Source organism: Allobosea sp. GW821-FHT09G06 (assembly GCF_059416005.1).
In genome coordinates this window covers 223670-241871 of record NZ_JBWKOI010000003.1, presented here as the reverse complement: position 1 = coordinate 241871, position 18202 = coordinate 223670, and the positions used below count along the sequence as shown (strand labels likewise).

The window sequence follows — 18202 nt, the reverse complement described above, 5'->3', positions numbered from 1 at the left end:
TCGGGATGGGGCAGCGCCCCGGCAAACCAAACGCCGGGGTCGCCTCACCGAAAAGCCGACTTGAGCCTTTCGAGTTTGTCATCGTTTCGCTAGCCTTCCGCATCCGCGATCGACGGTTTTTCTGGATAAGGTGGGAAAAGCTGGCGCTTCCTCTTAGCCTTGGGAGGAATAGCGTTCTTGAGCGCTTCCTCAGACCCCATCGCCCTAAGCTTCTCCAATGCCGCCTGACGAACCTCTTCGATCAGACTCGTCATCTCGACATCATTGGTGTCTGCGAGTTCGACGCTGAGGGTTATGTTCTTCGACGCAATGAGTTCGATCAAAGGACGCCAAAACTCACGCCCCTCGTATGACGTAAGATCTTTTTTGATAAACCGGCCGTATGGCGATGAGAAAGCTGCGACAAGCGTCTTGTCGTTGATCAGCACACGCACGATCGAGCCGCAGGGAACGGTCTCCACCACGCCTTTAATGGCCATGATGCGAGCTTCCCAGTGCGTCCTATTGGACGTCCGGCTGGCTACAATGTGGTGTTTAAGATCGGTGACTTCGACCTCGTTCTGCACTGTCCATCCGGATGCTGAAGGTCCGGAATATCCTGGCAATACTGGTCGGGCGGCACCATGCGCCCATGAAATGAAAGTGAGCCGAGGGCTCACATCAGGCATAGATCATCCTAGAAACTGCTCCTTCGTTGTGCGCTCTTGCGCGGTACATACATTTGAGCGAGATGAGGCGATTTCAAGACAATCCCGCAATTATTTCAGCCATCGGCAACCGACCCAAGTTGACGCTATCAACGACGTGCACGCAGACGCGGCGTGTCGGGATGTAGCAACGCGAGGCAACGGTACGAGCTTTTGACCGCTGGTCTGCCCGCTGCGCGAAGCCTGGTCGCCCTGATCCTGCTGACTGCGACAAGCTCCTGCAGAAGATCCAATGAGTTGCGCTGTCAGGAGTCGAGCTGGATTCCTGCAGCTTGCAAAGCGCGGTAGATACTGCCCCGTCCTATCGCAAGCTCCTTTGCAACCTGTGAGACCGTGCGGCCTGACTTAAAGAGCCGGACGGCCTCATCGGCTTTGGCTCTGGCGGTTGGCTTCCTACCCTTGTAGCGACCTTCTGCCTTTGCCTTGGCTATCCCCTCACGCTGACGCTCCAGCATCATTTCCCGTTCAAACTGCGCGAACCCCGCGAAGATCGTCAGAATGAGCTTGCCGGTAGCGCTTTTGGTATCGACCGTCTCGCCGCCGAGGTTGAGCACGCGCAGGCCCGCACCGCCATCATCGACCCCTTCGAGACGCTGGACGATCTCCCAAAGCCCCACCGTCGAGCGTGCCAGCCGGTCCACCTTGCAGACCACCAACGTATCACCGCCGCGCAGATACTCGATGGCGCGTTCAAGCTCTGCTCGATCCGAAACCGATGAGGCGTGCTCGCGGAAAATCTTGGAGCAGCCCGCCGCTCGGAGGTCGCGAAGTTGGGCCTCAAGGCCGGCTTCCTGCTCGGTGGTGGAGGTGCGGGCATAGCCCACGAGTTGGCCCGTAGGCTTGTGCAACGGCGACATGATGAAGCTCCGAGTGTCCAATAGCCTCCGGAGTTGTGAGTCGCGTTTGTCCAAATGTCAACCAGTAGCCTATTGGACACATTGGAAGCTGGGGTCGGACATGTCCGGTAGGGCGGGCTCTATTGGACGTAAATAGGAGTAATGGGGGTGGCACGGGGGGAAACGCTAATCCGCCGTCACGAATAGGACCTCTCGCATAAGAGACCCTTGCATGCTCGGCAGCTCTCATTGTCGCCGCTTCCGCCACCCTTCCCAGCCCCGCTCAAGATACCAAAGCGCTACGATCACTGCCCACGCTAACAGGGACCACAAGGAGTTCACCTTGGGCACCGTCTCAAGCAACGTGGAGAGGCGCACATCTCGCCGCATAGAGCCCTCCGCTCGAATCTCGATGTCGAGCATGAGGCTCGCGCGAGGGCGTCAACCCCGCACCGCACAGCTTTTTTCTTGCCCGCCTGAGACAGCCTAAAAGCGAACGGGAGCGGTCAAATGTGTCACCATCAGCAGTGACCCAAGGCAGCGGTAGCTGTCGCCCTCCTTAGATGGCGCAAGAGCAGAGCAGCCCGGAGATTTTCCATCGAGTCAGCCCGCCTTCGGTTTACGGCGCGTCCTCAGCTTGATGGTTTGCTGAGGCTGCGGTGTAGGTGGAGCTTTCGGCTTCCACTTCCCCGCCTGCCACTTCAAGCTCCGCACTATGGCTGGCGCGGGGATGCTAGAGAGCGCTTCGAGCATCGCCGGAAGGCCGAATCCTTGGCCGTAGCTGCCGCTCACGGAGGCGCTAGAATGCCCCGTGATGGCGTCGTGCATCTCCTCGGAAACCTTGGCGTCGCGGGCGTTGCGCTTGAAGCTATGGCGGAAAGAATGGAAGACCTTGCGGCTATCCTTGATGCCGGCCTTGGAGCGGAGGTAGCGGTTGAACCACTTCGACCAAAGCCCTGCCCTACGCCCCGCGCTGTCAGTGGTGATGTCAGGCCAGAGCGGTTTCAATCCATCCCCGCCTAATCGCTTCGAGATGGCCTCGCGGTATTGCAGAATGCCGACCTCGATGAGCGCCGGGTGGAGTGGGACCTTGCGGCGGGAGCTTGCGGTCTTGATTGAGCGCCCGCCTTCGGTGCCGATGTCGAGGTGCCAGACCCCGGTCTCCGCATCCTTCGCCAAGTCCTTCAAGCGCAGCTCGGCAATCTCGTTCTGGCGAGCGCCCGTCAGCAGTGCGATGGGCGGCAACCAAAAGGAGGCCTCCCCGCCCCCGCCCGTGGGTCTGGTATTCTTGGCGAACACAGGGCTGGCGAATATCCGATCCAGGTCTGCCGCCGTGAAGCGCTCGCGGCTGTCTTCCGCGCGGTCATCCACTTGGAGCTTCACCCGCTTGCCGAACGGGTTCTGGAAGCCGGCGATGTGGTCCAGCGCCCCTTCCCGCTCCGCCGCGCTGACGATGGCCCCGAGCATGCCTAGGAGCTTGTTCACGGTGGTGCCGTTGGGCGTCTTAAAGCTCCCAGCATCCGGGTGTGCTAGCAGCTCTGGCAGCGTCTTCCCTTGCAACTCGCCGGTCAGCCGGGTCGGCATCTTCGCATAGGCATCGCGAAACTGCCGGGCCTTCTCGAAGCTGATGGCTCCAAGCGGCAAATCTCCGTGCAGCTCCGTGAAGAGCCGAACAGCGTGGTCATTGATCTGCACGGAGCGCTGGGACGGCTTGCGGGCGCCCCTCGCCTCGTTCCCATCGCGCCATTGCTTGTAGGCATCGGAGAGTTTCGGGCCTTGACCTGAGGGCGCTGGCGTGCGGCTGGCTGGGGCGACGGTAGGGGTAGGAACGTCATCGCCCTTGTGCCTTGCCTCAAGCAGGCCGTAGGCCTTCACATGGGCACGCAGAGCCGCCAGCGCGGCCATAGGCCTCCAGGGTAAATCTGGGTCGATGGTCAGGCCGTTCTTCCGCAACCACGAGTTCAGCTCCGGCTCCACAATGCGAGCGTCCTGCATCGCGAGCGCCTTCCGATAGTCCCGGTGCAACTCTTCGATATGAGTTCCAAGGACCAGATAGTGGTCGATCTCCATGCCCACAGAGCCGCTCGGGCGAACTTGCAGGAGATCAGGCCATTGCTGCCGCTCTTCGGGAGTCTGAAGATGGCGCCGAGAATCGCCCTGCTGCCGCTCCTCCTCATCAGATTTCAGAATCGCCGCGACCATTTCTTCGTGGAGGCGCTCAAGGTCGGGCAGCTCACGGCTTCTGTCGGGAGGCGGGCCAGCTGCAAGGAGCGACAGCGCAGTTTCAATGAGCACAGCCACGCGGGCCTGCTCTTTGGCGTATTCTCGCTTGGCCGCCGCTATCTCTGAGGTCTTGAGGGAAACCGTCAGCTCAAGCTTGAAGCGGCCCGTTTTCGGGTTGGTCAGCTCCGCCAGAGCCGGAAGCGCGTAGGCCGGCACCGACTGCCCCGCGATTGATCGGGGAAGCATGCGGCGAAACTCGTAGATGCCCGAAGGTCGACGCTTCATGTAGGTGATCGCCATTGCCCGACCCGCTCCGTACAATCAAAACGTACAAGCGCGTCAGCTCTAAGCCCATGAAAGGGCAAGAGTTCTAGCATTGCAAGTGCTTGGAGGAGCGATGGCGCGGTCTACGGGAATCGAACCCGTCTTCCCAGCGTGAAAGGCTGGTGTCCTAACCGATAGACGAAGACCGCTGTGCCGCGAACCGCTGGGGTTCGTGTCGAAGCGGGGCGAGGTATAGTGGCAGGCTTCCCGCTCCGCAAGCACCCGTTCACAAGAAAATAGCCGGCGACGTCTCAGACCGGACGGGCGAGGTCGAGGATGCGCAATTCCGCCGTTTCCCGGCCGCCCCAGCGGTTCAGCGAAAGGGTCGCCGCGAGATGCACCATCTCGCCGCGAGCAGCGAAGAGGGCCTGGCCCAGCGGCTCCTGCGCCGCGCGGAAGGCGATTCCACCGATGCTGGCGCCGTCGCCTGAGCGCAGCTTGATGCGGACATGGCCGCCGGAACCGATCTCGACGGCATCGGTCAGGCGATGAGCCGGGAAGACGAAGACCGGCTCGGGGCTACCGGAACCGAAGGGGCCGGCCTTGTCGATCTCGGCGAGAAGACGGGGACTGGCGCCTCCGGCACTGAGCGCGGCATCGATCAGCAGCGCCTCGGCGTCACCGACGGCGGCGACCTCGCGCAAGAGGTAATCGTTGAGGAAGGCGTGGAAGCCGCTGGCCTGGCCGGGCGCCAGCGTCACGCCCGCCGCCATGGCGTGCCCCCCGCCCTTGACCGCGTGGCCGGCCTCGACAGCGGCGCGCACGGCACGGCCGAGATCGACGCCGGCGATCGAGCGGCCGGAGCCTGTCGCCCCGCCCTCCCCGTTCAGCGCCAGCGCGAAAGCGGGACGGCGGAAGCGCTCCTTCAAGCGGGCCGCGACGAGGCCGACGATGCCGGGATGCCAGTCGGCGCTACCAGCGAGCAGGACAGGCAGCTCAGCCATGCCGGCGAGTTCGTGCTCGGCCTGCGAGACAGCCTCCAGCACCGCGAGGCGCTCGATCTCCTGCCGCTCCTGATTGAGGCGGTTGAGCTCTGTCGCAATGGTGCGCGCTTCGACCTCATCGTCCGTCAGGAGCAGGCGCGCGCCGAGTGCGGCATCGCCGATGCGCCCGCCGGCATTGATGCGCGGGCCAAGCAGGAAGCCGAGATGCCAAGGCTGGATCGGCCCGTCGAGGCCAGAGACATCCATGAGGGCAGCGAGACCCGGCCTGGCGCGGCTGCGCATCATCGCCAGCCCCTGCCGCACAAAGGCGCGGTTGAGCCCCTGCAACGGCACGACGTCGGCAACCGTCGCCAGCGCGACGAGATCGAGCATCGCCAGCAGGTCGGGCTCGCTGCCGCGTGCGGCCCAGTGACCTTCCCGGCGCAAGGCCCGGCTGGTCGCGACCAGTGACAGGAAGACGACGCCGGCGGCGCAGAGATGGCCAAGGCCCGAGAGATCGTCCTGCCGGTTCGGATTGACCAGCGCCTCGACGGCGGGCAGCCGCTCCGGCGCCTGATGGTGATCGAGCACGACGACATCGAGGCCGAGCCGGCGCGCTTCGGCGAGCGGCTCCTCGCTGGTGGTACCGCAATCGACCGTGACGAGCAGGGTCGCGCCCTCGCCCGCCAGCATGCGGATCGCCTCGCTGTTGGGGCCATAGCCCTCGATCAAGCGGTCGGGGATGTGGATACGCGGGTTGGCGCCCGCCTGGGTCAGGAAGCCAGCGAGCAGCGCCGAGGAGCAGGCGCCGTCGACATCGTAATCGCCGAAGATCGCGACGCGCTCGCCCTTGATGCCGGCCTGCGCCAGGCGGGCGGCAGCGGGCTCCATATCGGTCAGGATGGCCGGGTCCGGCAGCAGGTCGCGCAGCTTCGGCTCGAGGAAGAGCGTGGCCTCGGCCGGCTCGACGCCGCGCGAGGCGAGCAGACGCGAGAGGATGTCGGAGAGCCCCTCGCGCTGGGAGAGCGCCTCGGCCCGGCCGAGGCCTGCCGTATCGAGCCGATCGCGCCAGGGACGGCCAAGGGCCGAACGGGTGACGCCGAGGAAAACACGGGACTGCTGCACCAGACTCATCGTGCCACCGGCGTCGCCCATAGCGGGCGCAAGGTCAACCAGCGTCGAACTTGGCCGGACCCAGCAGCCTCGTCATAGTGCGAGCAAGCCATCGGCAAAGGCGGCGTCGCGGGGAGATCATGCAGCACGAAACCGATGTGGCGATCGTCGGCGCGGGGCTCTCCGGCCTCGTCGCCGCCTGCGAGATCGCGGAAGCCGGGCGCAAGGTCGTGCTGCTCGATCAGGAGCCGGAGCAGTCGCTCGGCGGTCAGGCCTTTTGGTCACTGGGCGGATTGTTCTTCGTCGACAGCCCCGAGCAGCGGCGCCTGCGCATCCGCGATTCGCGTGAGCTGGCCAACGATGACTGGTTCGGCTCAGCCGGGTTCGACCGGCCTGAAGATGAGTGGCCGCGGCGCTGGGCCGAAGCCTATCTCGACTTCGCCGCGGGCGAGAAGCGCAGCTGGCTGCATGCGATGGGCATGCGCTGGTTCCCGGTCGTCGGATGGGCTGAGCGCGGCGGCTATCTCGCGACGGGTCATGGCAACTCGGTGCCGCGCTTCCATGTGACCTGGGGCACGGGGCCGGGCGTGCTGGAGCCCTTCCTGCGCCGGGCAAAGGAAGCACAGGCGAAAGGCTTGCTCTCCTTCCGCTTCCGCCATCGTGTCACCGGCATCAGCAAAAGTGGTGGGGTGATCGATGGCGTGGAGGGCGAGGTGCTGGAGCCGAGCAGCGTGGGGCGTGGAGAGAAAAGCGGGCTTGGTGTCGTCAGCTCGTTCAGCCTGAAGGCGCAGGCCGTGATCGTTACCTCCGGCGGCATCGGCGGCAATCACGAGCTGGTGCGGGCCAACTGGCCGGCGCGTCTCGGCGAGGCCCCTGCCCGGCTACTCTCTGGCGTGCCGGATCATGTCGACGGTGCGATGCTCGGCGTGGCTGAGGCGGCCGGCGGGCGCCTGATCAATGGCGACCGGATGTGGCACTATGTCGAGGGCATCGCCAACTGGGCGCCGATCTGGCCGAGGCACGCCATCCGCATCCTGCCCGGCCCCTCCCCGCTCTGGTTCGACGCGTGCGGCAACCGCCTGCCGGTGCCGCTCTTCCCCGGCTTCGACACGCTGGGCACGCTCGAGCACATCATGAAGACCGGCTACGATTACTCATGGTTCGTGCTGAACCGCAGCATCATCGCCAAGGAATTCGCGCTGTCGGGCTCGGAGCAGAACCCCGACCTAACGGGGAAAAGCTGGCGGCAGGTGCTGGGCCGCGCCGGCGGCGGCGTGCCGGGGCCGGTGCAGGCTTTCATGGACAAGGGCGCGGATTTCATCGTCGAGCACGATTTCAGCCGCCTCGTCGCCCGCATGAACGATCTCGCCGGGGAACACCTGATCGACGAGGCGCATCTGCGCGGACAGATCGAGGCGCGCGACCGGGCTCTGGCCAATCCGTTCGGCAAGGACCTGCAGGTCACGGCCTTGCGCGGGGCGCGCAACTATCTCGGCGACAAACTGATCCGCACGGCCAAGCCGCACCGCATCCTCGATCCCGCGCATGGGCCGTTGATCGCAGTCAGGCTCAACATCCTGACGCGGAAATCGCTGGGCGGGCTGGAGACGGATCTATCGTCGCGGGTGCTGGACGATGGCGGCGTGCCGGTGCCGGGACTCTATGCGGCCGGAGAGGCCGCCGGCTTCGGTGGCGGCGGCGTGCATGGCTACCGGGCGCTGGAAGGAACCTTCCTCGGCGGCTGCATCTTCTCGGGCCGCGCCGCCGGACGGGCGGCGGCGGGCGCGGTGATTTGATTTCCTCTCACGTCATCCCGGACAAGCCGCGTCAGCGGCGCCGATCCGGGATCCATGCCTGAACCGTTCCGGAATGGATCCCGAGTCTGCGCTTCGCTACGCCCGGGATGACCGCGCGAGGAAAGTGCTCAATCGAGCTGGAACTTCGAGAGCTCGCGGTGCTCGCCATAGATGCGGCGGACAGTGCCGGTGATCGAGCGATAGACCAGCGTCTCGGTCTCGATGAAATCCTTGCCGAAGCGTACGCCGGAAAGCATGCCACCATCGGTGACGCCGGTCGCGCAGACGATGACGTCTCCCGAGGCCATTTCCGACATGTCGTATTTCTTGTTGGGATCGAGCACGCCCATGCCGTGGGCGCGCACGCGCTTTTCCTCGGTGTCGAGGATGAGACGGCCCTGCATCTGGCCGCCGACGCAGCGGAGTGCCGCCGCAGCGAGGACACCTTCCGGCGCGCCGCCAATGCCGAGATAGAGGTCGATGCCGGTCTTCTCGGGCTGGGTGCAGAAGATCACGCCGGCGACGTCGCCATCGGTGATGAGGCGGATCGAGCAGCCGGTCTTGCGGACCTCCTCGATCAGCTTGGCATGGCGCGGGCGGTCCATGATCAGCGTGGAGATTTCGTTCGGCTTGACGCCCTTGGCCTTGGCCAGCGCGTTGATGTTGTCAGCCGGAGAGGCGTCGAGGTCGATCACGCCCTTGGCGTAGCCCGGGCCGCAAGCGATCTTGTCCATGTACACGTCGGGAGCGTAGAGCAGGCTGCCGGCGCCAGCCATCGCCATCACGGCGATCGAGCCCGGCATGTCCTTGGCGCAGAGCGTGGTGCCTTCGAGCGGGTCGACCGCGATATGCACCTTCGGGCCCTGCTTGTTGCCGACCTTCTCGCCGATGAAGAGCATCGGCGCCTCGTCGCGCTCGCCCTCGCCGATGACGATCTCGCCATCGATCGGCAGGCGGTTCAATTCACGGCGCATCGCGTCGACCGCGGCCTGGTCGGCCGCCTTCTCGTTGCCGTGGCCACGCAGGCGGGCCGCTGCAACGGCGGCGCGCTCGGTGACGCGCACGAGTTCCATCGAGAGATAGCGCTCGATGATCTGGTCGGGGGAGATGCGGAGATCGACGGACATGAAAAGAGTCCCCTTGCAATGAGTTTGGCAGGTATGGCCGGTCAGGCCTGTTCCCGCTCTATGCGGATGACTTGCGGCGGTTCCGCGACATGACCGTCGGCGGTGACCTTTTCCAGCGCGGAGCGGATCGTGGTCTCGCTGGTTGCATAGGTGATGAGCACGACCGGCACCGGCGCGCCCGAGCGGCCGCCCGGATCGCGCGTCGCGGCCTCCGGCGAGCGGCGCTGAACGATGCTCTCCAGAGAGATGTCGGCCTCGGCCATGCGGGTGGCGATGGCCGCCGCGGCGCCGGGACGATCGGCAACGGCAAGGCGAACATAATAGCCGCCTTCATGGCGCTGCATCGGGGCGCGCTTCGCCTCCTCCAGGCGGGCGACCGGCAGGCCGAAGGGCAGGCCGGCAGTGCCGCGCGCGACATCGGCGATATCGGCGACGACGGCCGAGGCCGTCGGATCGCCACCGGCGCCGGGCCCGACCAGCGTGATCTCACGGACCGCATCGGCATCGACGCTGACGGCGTTGAGCACGCCCATCACCTGTGCGATCGGGGATGATTTCGGCACCATGGTCGGATGCACGCGCTGCTCGATGCCGGTCTTGGTGCGCTCGGCGACGCCGAGCAGCTTGATGCGGTAGCCGAGATCGTCGGCCATCTTCAGATCGAGCGGCGTGATCGCCGAAATGCCTTCGACATGAATCGCTTCGGCGTCGATCTTCGTACCGAAGGCGAGGCTGGTCAGGATCGCGAGCTTATGGGCGGTGTCGAAGCCCTCGACGTCGAAGGTCGGGTCCGCTTCGGCATAGCCGAGGCGCTGCGCGTCCTTCAGGCAGGCCTCGAAGGTCAGGCCCTCCTGCTCCATGCGGGAGAGGATGTAGTTGCAGGTTCCGTTGAGGATGCCGGAGATGCGGCTGACATTGTTGCCGGCCAGCGCCTCGCGCAGGGTCTTCACCACCGGAATGCCGCCGGCCGAAGAGGCCTCGAAGGCGAGCGCCACGCCCTTGCTCTCGGCGAGATCGGCGAGCGCGACGCCATGCGCGGCGAGCAGCGCCTTGTTGGCGGTGACGACATGCTTGCCGGCCGACAGGGCCGCTTCGACGGCGGCCTTGGCCGGGCCGTCCGAGCCGCCGATCAGTTCGACCAGGCAGTCGATATCATCCGAATTCGCCAGCGCGACCGGATCGTCGAACCAGGCGAGCCCGCCGAGATCGATGCCGCGATCGCGGTTGCGGTCGCGCGCCGAGACTGCGGTGACGCGGATCGTACGGCCGCAGCGCGCCGCCAAAGCGTTCTCCTGCCGGCGCAGGATGCGCAAGGTGGCAGCGCCGACCGTGCCGAGGCCGGCAAGTCCGATGCGCAGGGGCTGGGAGGCAGGCGAAAGAGGCACGCTGGTCATGCGCGCGGCGTCGCATGAGGTGCGGCGCGAGTCAACGTGGAAGCCGCTTCAGCCGAAATGGCAGACAACCTCGGCGGCGACCCGTTTCACCTTGCCGTCCTCGAAACCGAGATAGATGCGCAACAGGTTGGTGCCGAAGGCGGTCGCCTTGATCGTGTGCAGCGCCTCGATCGTCGCCCCTTGCGAAACGGTGCTGTTCTCGACGGCGGGGGTCCAGAACCAGGGCTTCGGCGGATCGATCGTGACCTCCGAGAGGACACGCTCTGCATCGGCCCGTCCGGCTCCGACCGGGATGTAGCGCATGACGATCTCGGTGGCGTCACGCGCGCATTCGCGGCCATTGGTGACAGCCAGCACATCCGAGACCAGGGCCGAGCGCGTCTGCGGAATGCGGCCCCGGGAATAGTCGTAGGTCGCGACGAGGCAGATCAGCGCGAAGACGGCGAAAGCGACGCCGAGCAGACGGCCTTTGCGTGACATGGAAGCGAGCCCCGGGCGCGATGCGGATCGATCCGTCCGCATCGCATCGGTTCCCATGTTTTGCGGGCGCGGTCCAGAGGCATGCAATGCCGCAGCCACCCCGCCCTACCCCGCCTTCGGCATCTGGATGACGTTGTGCAGCGTCGTGTCGGCGCCCTTGAGGAAGCGGCCGATATTGCGCGCCGCCTGACGAATGCGCTGCTCATTTTCGACAATGGCGATGCGGACATAGTCGTCGCCATGCTCACCGAAGCCGATGCCCGGCGCGACCGCGACCTCCGCCTTCTCGATCAGGAGCTTCGAGAATTCCAGCGAGCCGAGATGGCGGAACTTCTCGGGGATCGCGACCCAGGCGAACATCGAGGCCTCCGGCGCCGGGAAATCCCAGCCGGCCTTGCCGAAGCTCTCGACCAGCGCGTCGCGGCGCTTGCGATAGATATCGCGCATCTCGCGGATGCAATCGTCCGGGCCGTTGAGCGCGGCCGCCGCCGCGACCTGGATCGGCGTATAGGCGCCGTAGTCGAGATAGGACTTCACGCGCGCCAGCGCCGCGAGCAGGCGCTCGTTGCCGACGGCAAAGCCCATGCGCCAGCCGGCCATGGAGAAGGTCTTCGACATCGAGGTGAACTCGACCGCGACATCGATCGCGCCCGGCACCTGCAGCATCGACGGCGGCGGGTTCTTCTCGTCGAAATAAACCTCGGCATAGGCAAGGTCGGAGAGCAGGATCAGGTCGTGCTTCTTCGCGAAGGCGACGAGGTCCCGGTAGAAATCGAGCGAGGCGACATAGGCGGTCGGATTGGCCGGGTAGCAAGTGACGAGCGCGATCGGCTTCGGCACCGAATGCATCATCGCCCGCTCCAGCGCCGGGAACATCGCCGGCGTCGGCTCGGCCGGGACGGAGCGAATCACGCCGCCCGCCATCAGGAAGCCGAAGGCGTGGATCGGGTAGCTCGGATTCGGCACCAGCACGACATCGCCCGGCCCGGTGATGGCCTGCGCCATGTTAGCGAAGCCTTCCTTGGAACCCAGAGTCGCGACGACCTGCGTGTCGGGGTTCAGCTTCACGCCAAAGCGGCGCTCGTAATAGTTTGCCTGGGCACGGCGTAAGCCCCCGATGCCCTTCGAGGCGGAATAGCGGTCGGTGCGCGGCTTGCCGGCAGTTTCGACCAGCTTCTCGATGACATGCTTCGGAGCCGGCAGGTCGGGATTACCCATGCCGAGATCGATGATGTCGACGCCTTTGGCGCGCTCGGCGGCCTTGATCTTGTTGACCTGTTCGAAAACGTAAGGCGGCAGGCGCTTGATACGATGGAAATCGGTCATCTCGAACAGGTCCTCGGCCGCCGACGGGCGGTGTCATGATTGCGCTGGGATTACATCCTTGCGTCGAGGGTGCTTAGCACCGCATCTTTCGTCATGACAGAGCAAAATACGCAAGTTCTTGCGATTCGCAGTGTGCGCGAAGGCGCCCGCCCGAGCGATCCAGCGCTTCGGCCGGACCTGTTCTCAGTTCCGGGGGATTTTTGCCGGCTCCGGCGGCGGCGTCGTGCCGAGCGCCTTGGCGGTGTTCCCGGCGGCCTCGTTGGACTTCTGCTTGGCCTCGAGCGCGGCCTCGATCTTCTTGTAGTCATCGACCGGCTTGCGCGGCGCAGCGCGCGTCACACTCGACCCCACAGGGACATATTCGAGATCGGCCGGGCGGGTTTCACGCACGAAGGCCTTGGATTCCTGCGGCGTGGTCGCCAGGCCCGCAGCCTCGGCCACACCCTTGAAGCCCTCGTCGCTGCCGCAGCCGGCGAGCGCCACGCCCACCGCAACCAGGGTTGCCGGAATCAGGAGCGGCTTCTTCGCGGAGATTTCAGTCGGCATCGGGACATCCAGAGGTTGTCGATTTTGCTTGGTAAAGCACAGCGGCTGCGTCCTTAATAGGACCAAAATGGAGCGCGATGCGCTATCCTATAACGACCGGGGGAAAGGGCAGGCCATGAGCGGGAAAAGCGACAGGGCGAAGGACACCACCGGCCCGGCTGAGGCCGCTGCCCCGGACTTCGACCAGTTCGCGCAGAATATGGGCCGGCTCGTCGAGGAATACGGCAAGGTCACCGCCGCCTATCTGAAACCGATCGAGCGCGGCGAGGCCAAGACCGGCCAGGCCGACGAGGCCAGCGACATGGTCAAGACGCTGGGCCGGGTCGCCGAGCGCTGGGTCAACGACCCCTCCAAGATCATCGAGGCGCAGGCTTCGCTGACCGGCGACTTCATGAATCTCTGGAGCACCGCCCTGAAGCGCGCCAGCGGCGAGGAGGTCGCGCCCGTGGCCGAGCCGGACAAGCGCGACGGCCGCTTCAAGGATCCCGACTGGACCAACCACCCGACCTTCGACTTCATCAAGCAGGCCTATCTGATCGGCTCGCGCTGGGCCGAGACGATGGTCGACAAGGCCGACGATCTCGACCCGCATACGCGCGAGAAGGCCCGCTTCTACATCAAGCAGATCGCAGGCGCCCTCTCGCCCACCAATTTCGTCGCGACCAACCCCGAACTGCTGCGCGAGACGCTGCAGCAGAATGGCGAGAACCTCGTGCGCGGCATGAAGATGTATGCCGAGGATGTCGAAGCCGGCGGCGGCGAGCTCAAGATCCGCCAGTCGGATGCCACCTCCTTCGAGGTCGGCGTCAATATCGCGACGACGCCGGGCAAGGTCGTCTTCCGCAACGAGATCATCGAGCTGATCCAGTACGCGCCCTCGACGCCGCAGGTGCTGAAGCGGCCGCTGCTGATCGTGCCGCCCTGGATCAACAAGTTCTACATCCTCGACCTCAACCCGGAAAAGAGCTTCATCCGCTGGTGCGTCGAGCAGGGGCTGACGGTCTTCTGCATCTCCTGGGTCAATCCGGACGCGCGCCACGCCGCCAAGGATTTCGAGAGCTACATGCGCGAAGGCATCTTCGCCGCGCTCGACACGATCGAGGAAGCGACGGGCGAGAAGAAGGTCTCGTCGATCGGTTACTGCGTCGGCGGCACGCTGCTCGGCGTGACGCTGGCCTATATGGCCGCCGTGCGCGACAAGCGCATCGAGAGCGCGACCTTCTTCACGACCCAGGTCGATTTCTCGCAGGCCGGCGAGCTCTCGGTCTTCGTTGACGAGGAGCAGATCCGCGCGATCGAGGAGCAGATGGCCCGGACCGGCTATCTCGACGGCTCGCGCATGTCCGGCGCCTTCAACATGCTCAGGCCGAACGACCTGATCTGGTCCTACGCCGTCAACAACTACCTCAAGGGCAAGGCGCCGACGCCGTTCGACCTGCTCTACTGGAACTCGGATTCGACGCGGATGCCGGCGGCGAACCACTCGTTCTATCTGCGCAACTGCTATCTCGACAACAAACTCTCCAAGGGCGAGATGCGCATCGGCGGCAAGGCGCTCGACCTCAAGCAGGTGACGATCCCGATCTATAATCTCGCGGCGCGCGAGGACCATATCGCCCCCGCGCAGTCGGTCTTCAACGGCTCGCAATGCTTCGGCGGGCCGGTCGAGCATGTCGTTGCCGGCTCGGGCCATATCGCCGGCGTCGTCAACCCGCCGGCCAAGGTGAAGTACCAGTACTGGACCAGCGGACCGCCGAAGGGGCGCTATGCCGACTGGCTGGCCAAGGCCGACGAGCATCCCGGCTCCTGGTGGCCGCACTGGTTCGAGTGGCTGGAGGCCCAGGCGCCGAAGAAGGTCGCGGCCCGCGAGCCGGGCGGAGGCAAGCTCGAGGCGCTCGCCGATGCTCCCGGGACCTATGTGAAGGCGAAGGCCTGAGGCTTCCCCTTCCACCTCCCCGGTCAGGCACCACTCGCGCCGACGGCCTTGCGGAAATAAACCACGCGCTCGGTCTCGACGAAACCGAGCGCGCGATGCAGCGCAAGGCTCCCGGCATTGTCGATCGCAGCGTCGGAGGCGAATTCCGAGCAGCCGCGCGCGCGGCCCCAATCCTCGACCGCGCGGCAGAGCCTTCGGGCGATCCCGGAACGGCGGTGCGGCTCAGCGACGAAGATGCCTTCGAGGAAGACCACCGGGGACGTCTCGCAGCCATTGACGTAATCGGTCCGCAAGGCAGCCTCGGCGAAGCCGACGCACACGCCCTCCGCTGTCAGGGCGACACAGGCGAAATCGCGACCGGTGCCGGCGGACAGCGTGTCGGCCAGTTCGTCTCGATGCTGTTCGGCTCCCTCATCAGGCCAGAGTTCAGCCCTCAGGGCCGCCCATGCGGAGAGATGCTGCCTGCCGGCACGTTCGATCGTGATCGACATTCCCTGCTCCAAGCCGCCGTGGCGCAAATTGCGACCGCACGGCGCAGGTGCCAGCATCCCGGAAAAGCCGGCAGCAAAACGGCAACAAAAAAGCCGGCCCAGAGGCCGGCTTTCTCGTGATGCGGTCGGTGCCGCTCAGTACTTGCGGACCACCGGCTGAACCGGGATCGTCTCGGCGGGGTTGTCCCAGCGATAGGTCAAGCCAGCCGAAAGAATGTGGATATAGGGCTTGGCCTCGGCGCTGTAGAAGACCGGCCCCTGCTGCGGGTGGGCACCCGTGTAGTTCACGGCGGCCTTGTTCACGTGGATGTAGGTGTAGCCGAGGTCGAGCTTCAGCTTGTCGGTCACCTGATAGCTCGCGCCGGCCGACAGCCAGAGGCGGTCGTTGTCCGAGATGAACACCGTCCGGTTGGTATCGTTGACCGCCGAAAGCTCATAGGCCACGCCGGCTCGCAGGGTCAGATCCCGGTTGTACTTGTACTCGACGGCGCCGCTGAAGAACCAGCTGTCGTCATAGACGAAGTTCAGACCCGAAACCGGACGGCCGGAAATCTGGCTGACGATCGGGATCCGGCGGAAGCGGCTCCAGTTCGTCCACTCCACGCCGAGATGGGCCTGCCACTGCTCGTTGATGACCTGCGAGATACCGAAGACGACCGAGTCCGGCAGGTTCAGGTTGGCCTTGATCGGCACGACGCCGGCCAGGGTGCCGAGGTCGCCTTCCAGCGTCTGCCGGATCGACGAGCGATAAGCGATACCGATCGTGGTGCCCTGGAACGGCGTCAGGGTCGCGCCGAAGCGGAAACCGTAATCGACCGTGTCACCGTCCAGAATCTGGTTCGGAGCCGTCGGTCCGATAGCCTGACCGATATTCGCGCCGGTCGCAGTCTTCAGGTTGGCCTTCAGGTACTGGATCTGAAAAGCCGCACCGATCGAGAGCCAGTCATTGACCTGGTAGCCGATGGTCGGAGAGACGTTGATCGAGCGCACCTTGGCAGAGCGGCCATAGACCTGGCCCGCATGCACCTGATTGTCGGCCTTGGAACGCAGCCCGTAAGGCGCACCGGTCGTCAGACCGATCCAGAACCGGTCCGTCAGCTGCCAGGCGGAGTAAGACGCGGGGATGAAGGCGCCGTCACCACCGATATTGCCCGTGCCGCCCTGGATCGGGCTGGCGGGGCCGACCGGCGAGCCGAGGCGCGTCACCGAGTTCGGCTGATAATCGCCATTGGCATAGAGATAGGTGAAGTTCCACTGGCTGTTGCGGCCGGGGAACATGGTGATGGTCGCCGGGTTCCAGGCCATCGAACCCAGGCCGATGCCGCCCGAGGCCGCGCCGGCATAGGCCATGCCGAGGCCTTCGGCGCTCTGGCCGCTGCGGATGGCGAAGGAGCTGGCCGAGGCCGCTCCAGCCGCAAGGAGAGCAGCGAGCGAAACCGTGGCGGCTGCGGCGGTACGAACAAGGCCCTTCATCGAATCCATCCCGGTTTAGGTTCTTCGAGGCCAGACACCTCGCTTGATTCGAAGCATGACCCGAGCCGTTTCCCGCCGCAATCCCGCTTCAAGCGCCCAGAAATTGCCACATGATCCCCTCATTTGCCCTCAGCATCATCGAAAACGGCCCAAAAACGACGATTTTCGAGCACACGCCGGCAAGATTGTTCAGAAAGATATCGTTTATATAAGAACTATTGCTGGTTTTCGGGTCTTTCGGCTCTGGCCCGTTGACGGCCGCTCCCGTAGCGGCATCTGTCGCTTTGAGAAGCCCCGTTGCATTCGCGCCACAATCCAGCCGCCTGCTGATCGCGGATGCCCCATGCGCGATGACGGGCTTGTGTTTCCGGTCGGCATCCGATCAGAATCCCTCCCACCCATTTAGATCGTTTGAAACGGGGGAAACACCTTGAAACTGCTCCGCTACGGCGCACCGGGCCAGGAAAAGCCGGCCCTCCTCGATGCCAAGGGCGGGTTGCGCGACCTGTCCGGTGTCATTCCCGACCTCGGCGGCAAGGCGCTGACCTCTGCCTCGCTCGCCAAGATCAAGGCGCTGGCGCCGGAATCCCTTCCGCTCGTCTCGGGCTCGCCGCGCATCGGCGCCTGCGTCGCGGACGTCCGCAACTTCATCGCCGTCGGCCTCAACTTCGCCGATCACGCCGCCGAGACCGGCGCCGAGATCCCGAAGGAGCCGATCCTGTTCAACAAGGCCCCGAACTGCATCGTCGGCCCGAATGACGACGTGATCATCCCGAAGGGCTCGCAGAAGACCGACTGGGAGGTCGAGCTCGCGATCGTGATCGGTGACGGCGGCTCCTATATCGAGGAAAAGGACGCGATGGCCGCGATCGCCGGCTTCTGCGTCTGCAACGACGTCTCCGAGCGCGCCTTCCAGCAGGAGCGCGGCGGCCAGTGGGCCAAGGGCAAGGGCTGCCCGACCTTCGGCCCCCTCGGCCCGTGGCTCGTCACCACCGACGAGATCAAGGACATCCAGAATCTCGGCATGTGGCTCGAGGTCGATGGCGAGCGCGTGCAGAACGGCTCGACCAAGACGATGATCTTCGGCGCGGCCTATCTCGTCCACTACATCAGCCAGTTCATGCGGCTCGATCCGGGCGATGTCATCACCACCGGCACGCCTCCGGGCGTCGGCCTCGGCTTCAAGCCGCCGCGCTTCCTCAAGGGCGGCGAGGTCGTCACCCTCGGCATCGAGGGCCTCGGCGAGCAGAAGCAGAACTTCATCCCCTACAAGGGGTGACCATGGCAGGGGCGCTTCGGCGCCCCTTTCATTGTGGCGGCGCGATGCCCGCGATCGGTCGATGCTTCATCTGATCGGGCGAGGCAGAACGAATAATTGGGCGAGGCAGAACGAAAAAGCGCTGCCGAAGCCGCTTGACCCAGCTTCGGCAGCGCAAGCTGATACTCGCCTGTGGCCTTGCGGCCTCTCTTGAGAATCCCACCTTGGCGCGGGCACACCCGTTTGCCA

General features: G+C 65.1%; 14 protein-coding genes and 1 tRNA gene. 3 read left to right on the top strand and 12 right to left on the bottom strand.

The features are described 5' to 3' along the window. Window positions 1–89: 89 nt before the first annotated feature. From AC07NY_RS17410 to recJ, 5 genes are all read right to left on the bottom strand, one after another. Window positions 90–566, bottom strand: coding sequence for a hypothetical protein (locus AC07NY_RS17410; RefSeq protein WP_494584879.1), 477 nt, complete (start codon window positions 564–566; stop codon window positions 90–92). 386 nt (window positions 567–952) lie between these two features. Then, the gene (locus AC07NY_RS17405; RefSeq protein WP_494584878.1) at window positions 953–1564 is read right to left on the bottom strand and encodes a recombinase family protein; all 612 of its coding nucleotides are present in this window, start codon (window positions 1562–1564) and stop codon (window positions 953–955) included. A gap of 582 nt (window positions 1565–2146) precedes the next feature. Next, window positions 2147–4066, bottom strand: coding sequence for a site-specific integrase (locus tag AC07NY_RS17400; protein WP_494584877.1), 1920 nt, complete (start codon window positions 4064–4066; stop codon window positions 2147–2149). Window positions 4067–4164: 98 nt separating this feature from the next. Beyond that, window positions 4165–4239, bottom strand: a tRNA-Glu gene (locus tag AC07NY_RS17395). A gap of 102 nt (window positions 4240–4341) precedes the next feature. Next, the gene (gene recJ / locus AC07NY_RS17390; protein WP_494584876.1) at window positions 4342–6147 is read right to left on the bottom strand and encodes a single-stranded-DNA-specific exonuclease RecJ; all 1806 of its coding nucleotides are present in this window, start codon (window positions 6145–6147) and stop codon (window positions 4342–4344) included. Between the two features lie 119 nt (window positions 6148–6266). Between recJ and AC07NY_RS17385 the strand changes: the two genes are divergently transcribed. Then, complete coding sequence (locus tag AC07NY_RS17385) at window positions 6267–7922, top strand: FAD-binding dehydrogenase (protein WP_494584875.1); 1656 nt, start codon at window positions 6267–6269, stop codon at window positions 7920–7922. A gap of 128 nt (window positions 7923–8050) precedes the next feature. Here AC07NY_RS17385 and glpX read toward each other — a convergent pair whose 3' ends face one another. The 5 genes from glpX to AC07NY_RS17360 all read right to left on the bottom strand — a co-directional run bounded on the left by glpX (window position 8051) and on the right by AC07NY_RS17360 (window position 12795). Continuing rightward, window positions 8051–9049 (bottom strand): class II fructose-bisphosphatase, encoded by a 999-nt coding sequence (glpX, locus tag AC07NY_RS17380; protein WP_492283698.1) that lies wholly within the window; start codon window positions 9047–9049, stop codon window positions 8051–8053. A gap of 41 nt (window positions 9050–9090) precedes the next feature. Next, entirely contained in the window at window positions 9091–10443 is a 1353-nt protein-coding gene (locus AC07NY_RS17375; protein ID WP_494584874.1) for a homoserine dehydrogenase, read from the bottom strand. 48 nt (window positions 10444–10491) lie between these two features. Continuing rightward, entirely contained in the window at window positions 10492–10923 is a 432-nt protein-coding gene (locus AC07NY_RS17370) for a hypothetical protein (protein ID WP_492283700.1), read from the bottom strand. Window positions 10924–11028: 105 nt separating this feature from the next. Next, window positions 11029–12249: an LL-diaminopimelate aminotransferase gene (locus tag AC07NY_RS17365; protein WP_492283701.1), complete on the bottom strand. Its 1221-nt coding sequence runs from the start codon at window positions 12247–12249 to the stop codon at window positions 11029–11031. Window positions 12250–12432: 183 nt separating this feature from the next. Continuing rightward, entirely contained in the window at window positions 12433–12795 is a 363-nt protein-coding gene (locus tag AC07NY_RS17360) for a hypothetical protein (protein WP_492283702.1), read from the bottom strand. Between the two features lie 115 nt (window positions 12796–12910). Between AC07NY_RS17360 and phaC the strand changes: the two genes are divergently transcribed. Next, window positions 12911–14731 carry a class I poly(R)-hydroxyalkanoic acid synthase gene (phaC, locus tag AC07NY_RS17355; protein ID WP_494584873.1) on the top strand — a complete coding sequence of 607 codons (1821 nt, stop codon included), beginning with the start codon at window positions 12911–12913 and terminating at the stop codon, window positions 14729–14731. Between the two features lie 23 nt (window positions 14732–14754). Here phaC and aac(6') read toward each other — a convergent pair whose 3' ends face one another. Together aac(6') and AC07NY_RS17345 are read right to left on the bottom strand one after the other, a co-directional pair. Continuing rightward, window positions 14755–15222, bottom strand: coding sequence for an aminoglycoside 6'-N-acetyltransferase (gene aac(6'), locus AC07NY_RS17350; RefSeq protein WP_494585136.1), 468 nt, complete (start codon window positions 15220–15222; stop codon window positions 14755–14757). A gap of 135 nt (window positions 15223–15357) precedes the next feature. After that, window positions 15358–16695, bottom strand: coding sequence for an OmpP1/FadL family transporter (locus AC07NY_RS17345; protein WP_492283705.1), 1338 nt, complete (start codon window positions 16693–16695; stop codon window positions 15358–15360). Window positions 16696–17125: 430 nt separating this feature from the next. Here AC07NY_RS17345 and AC07NY_RS17340 point away from each other — a divergent pair, with 430 nt between their 5' ends. After that, the gene (locus AC07NY_RS17340) at window positions 17126–17974 is read left to right on the top strand and encodes a fumarylacetoacetate hydrolase family protein (RefSeq protein ID WP_336813352.1); all 849 of its coding nucleotides are present in this window, start codon (window positions 17126–17128) and stop codon (window positions 17972–17974) included. The last annotated feature ends 228 nt before the right edge of the window (window positions 17975–18202 follow it).